The organism is Bacillota bacterium, assembly GCA_024655925.1.
Taxonomy (GTDB): Bacteria; Bacillota; DTU025; order DTU025; family JANLFS01; genus JANLFS01.
In genome coordinates, this window is record JANLFS010000004.1 from 1 (window position 1) to 3,661 (window position 3,661).

Annotated in this window: 5 protein-coding genes; all 5 read right to left on the minus strand. The window is 60.3% G+C overall.

The annotated features are described in order from the left end of the window. Positions 1-1,108, minus strand: a 1,108-nt coding sequence (locus NUW23_00930; GenBank protein MCR4424744.1) for a methylmalonyl-CoA mutase family protein, incomplete at its 3' end; no start/stop codon positions are given. Between the two features lie 36 nt (positions 1,109-1,144). After that, a complete protein-coding gene (locus tag NUW23_00935) occupies positions 1,145-1,690 on the minus strand; it encodes a biotin transporter BioY (protein ID MCR4424745.1) in 546 nt (181 codons plus the stop codon). A gap of 111 nt (positions 1,691-1,801) precedes the next feature. Beyond that, positions 1,802-2,857, minus strand: a complete 1,056-nt coding sequence (locus NUW23_00940; GenBank protein MCR4424746.1) for a patatin-like phospholipase family protein — start codon at positions 2,855-2,857, stop codon at positions 1,802-1,804. Between the two features lie 80 nt (positions 2,858-2,937). Next, entirely contained in the window at positions 2,938-3,138 is a 201-nt protein-coding gene (locus tag NUW23_00945) for a copper ion binding protein (GenBank protein MCR4424747.1), read from the minus strand. A gap of 74 nt (positions 3,139-3,212) precedes the next feature. Beyond that, positions 3,213-3,661: HAD-IC family P-type ATPase (locus NUW23_00950; protein ID MCR4424748.1), on the minus strand; the 449-nt coding region annotated here is incomplete at its 5' end.

A 3,661-nucleotide genomic window follows, 5' to 3' on the forward strand; every position in this document is an offset into this window, starting at 1 on the left:
CCTCGGATGGTAAAGCAAGCGCCTCGTCGCGGGAATTGGTGTGCAGGGACTGAGTCCCGCCGAGGACCGCGGCCAACGCCTGCAGAGTGACCCTCACCACGTTGTTGTCTGGCTGTTGCGCGGTGAGCGTGGACCCGGCAGTCTGGGTGTGGAATCGAAGCATCATGGACTTGGGGTTCCCGGCGCCGAATCTGTCATGCATGATGCGCGCCCAGAGACGACGGGCCGCCCTGAACTTGGCGACTTCCTCGAAGAGATCGTTGTGGGCATTGAAGAAGAAGGAGAGCCTGGGCGCAAAATCGTCCACCCGCAGGCCTGCATCCAGGGCTGCTTGGACGTATGCTATCCCGTCGGCCAAGGTGAACGCCACCTCTTGCACTGCTGTGGCCCCGGCCTCCCGGATGTGATATCCGCTTATGCTGATGGTGTTCCACTTGGGAACATGTTTGGCGCAGTACTCGAAGATGTTCGTAATCAGGCGCATTGACGGCTTGGGCGGGAATATGTAGGTCCCGCGGGCCGCGTATTCCTTGAGGATGTCGTTCTGGATGGTACCGTCGAGGCTCTCAGGTGCGACCCCGCCCTTCTCCGCGACCGCGATGTACATGGCCAGCAGGATCGCGGCAGGGGCGTTGATCGTCATGGACGTGGAGACCCTGTCAAGCGGTATTCCGTCGAAGAGAATCTCCATGTCTGCGAGGGAGTCGATGGCCACCCCTACCTTCCCCACCTCGCCCAATGACAGTGGGTGGTCCGAGTCATACCCTATCTGTGTGGGGAGGTCGAAAGCCACAGATAGGCCAGTCTGCCCCTGCTGCAATAGGTACTTGTACCGCCTGTTGGACTCCTCTGCAGTTGCGAACCCCGCATACTGCCTCATGGTCCAGAACCGGCCCCGGTACATAGTGGGCTGAACTCCACGGGTGAAGGGGTACTCCCCTGGAAAGCCTATATCTCTCAGATAGTCCATCTCACCCTCAGGCGCGGGTGCATAGAGAGGCTCGATCTCGATCCCGGAACTCCCTTCGAACCGCTGCTTGCGCTCGGGGAACCTGGATATGACCGGCCCGAGAGTCTCCTTCTTCCAGCGGTCCAAACCCCGCCTGATCTCGTCATCCTTCAAGTCTCCATCCCCCCAACATCGCTACTTCTTGACCTCCCGCGTATAGGCACGGACAAGTCTCTTCACCCTGTATCCCACTATTCCTGCCGCCAACGCCTTGACGAGGTCCAAAGGAATGAACGGAACGACTCCCACTATCACAGCCTGCCCCAGGGTGAGCCTGGCCACGGCTGCAAGCTGCATTACCCCAAGTGCATAGATGACAACAAGGCCGAGACACATGGCAACCCCCATGCGGGCAAGCGACGGATTAGGCCGGGACACCATGTGGCTCACTACGATGCTTGCGGCCAAGAACCCCACGAGGTAGCCGCCGCGCGGCCCTATCATCACGGCAAGGCCCCCGATGCCACCTGAGAACACCGGAAGTCCCAAGGCGCCAAGGGCGAGGTAAATGAGGACAGAGGAGGATGCGGCACGCGGCCTGAGAACCGACGACACCAGCAGGACCGCAAAGACCTGCAAAGTGACGGGGACCGGGCTTGCCGCGATGGGAATAGCGATCAATGAAGCCGCCGCTATGACTGCAGCGAAGACGGCGGAGAGCACCATCTCCTGCGCGCTCAAGATACCACCCCGCTCGTGTGTGGGAATTCATGATGCATACGGTTACTTCCACAAGACGCAGGGCATCACCTTCCTCCCGGAAGCAAGGAGTGGATGGAGGGTGCAGTGCCCCTATCTCAGGAAGCCGCCAATAACCGCGTCAGCATCGGCCCTCCCCAGCTCAATAAGGTTCCTGATGGCGCGTTTGTCCGAGAACCCCAAGGTCCCCGGAGGCATGAGCTCGTTTTGGGGTGCGATTTCCACCACATTCACAACCCGCATCGTACGGCCGGGCTTCACCAGCCCTGCTGCCTTCTCCATCCGTTCCGCCAGGTCTGGATCTTTCGCGCGGACACGCTCAACCGCACGGAGCAGCTCATTGACCCTGAGTGCCATCCTCATGTCCTCATAGAGCAGTCTTTCCAACGCCAGCTCAAAGAGGCGGGCTCCGGCGGAGAGCGCGGAGTCGAAGCGCCGTGAGGACACGTGCGGCCCCGGCCCCTGCTCTGCCGCTCCTGCCAGCCCAACGTCCAACTGCCCGTCAGGCCGTCTGGTGCCAGGGTAGGTCGAGATGCCTTGTTGGTGAACTGGAGAGAAACGTGGGCGCATGGATACAACTATTACGTCTGTTGCCCCACGCACCATGGCTTCACGCAGGGGAGTGTTATTGAAGGTGCCTCCGTCTACGAAGTAGTCCCTTCCGATTCGGACGGCAGGGAACACCACGGGAATGGCGCAGGACGCAAGAAGGGCCTCCCGCACAGGCGCTCCGGACGATCTGTCGAATGCCGAAGCCGTACCGGTGTTCAGGTTCACCGCCGTCACTGACAGGTCAACGTCGTAGTCCGAGAAGGACCTGCCGGCAGGGATGCACTGATGAATCAGCTGCCTTACGCGGGTGTTGAGAAAGATGGACTGCGCGGCAAGTGGGCGGAGAAGGCCCCTGACATCCAGGGTGAGGACACCGTACAGGTTCAGCCAGGTTCGCTCCAGCCGGTCGAGGATACTAGCATCGTCTGAGAGGAAAGCCTCAGCCAGGACCGCAGCGTGCAGCGCACCGACGGAGGATCCGCACAGGACATCGATTCGTGGCACCCGGCTGAACAGACGGCGGATCACGCCAACCTGGTAAGCACCCTTCGCGCCGCCGCCTGATAGAACTACGGCAATCTTGCGTTCTGAGTACATAGAAAGCACCTCCCACTGGTTTCCAAATCGGCACACTGAACCAGTTTGTGGAGGTGCTTTCAGAGGAATTGCGCTGGGGCCTACCCTACGACTCGGTACCCGGCCTGCTCCACTGCACGTGCGAAATCAGCAGTATTGGCGGTGTTCGGATCATACGTGACGGTAACCATGTTATTGGCCAGATCAGCTTTCGCGGACTTGACACCTGCCATCTTAGACAGGGCCTTCTCCACGGCAGCTACGCAGTGGGCGCATGTCATCCCCTCGACTTTGAGGGCCATCTCGGTTCCAGTCCCCGCTTGGGTTTCTTTCGGTTGCGCGGACTGTCCGCGCCTGCAGCATCTTGCCATGTCTCCTATTTCTCCTTTCTTTCATGAGTGCGCCTGCCAAAGCGCCTGAGCCTGAGTGAGTTGGACACAACCGAAACAGAGCTCGCCGCCATCGCTGCCCCCGCATACACAGGGGACAGCCTGCCGAGAGAGGCCAGAGGTATGCCTATAGTGTTGTAAATGAACGCCCAGAACAGGTTCTGTCTTATGACTCGGAGAGTCTGCCGGGACAGATGTATGGCTTCTGGCAGCTTGGAGAGATCACCCACGATCGTTATGTCCGCAGCCTCCATTGCTATATCCGTGCCGGTGCTCATGGCGATCCCCACGTCTGCCGTGGCAAGGGCCGGTGCATCATTTATGCCGTCCCCCACCATTGCGACGACGATTCCCCGGCCCTGGATGGCCTCGACCTCGCGGGCCTTCCGTTCTGGGAGGACCTCCGCGAGGACATGATCCGGGTCTATCCCCACCT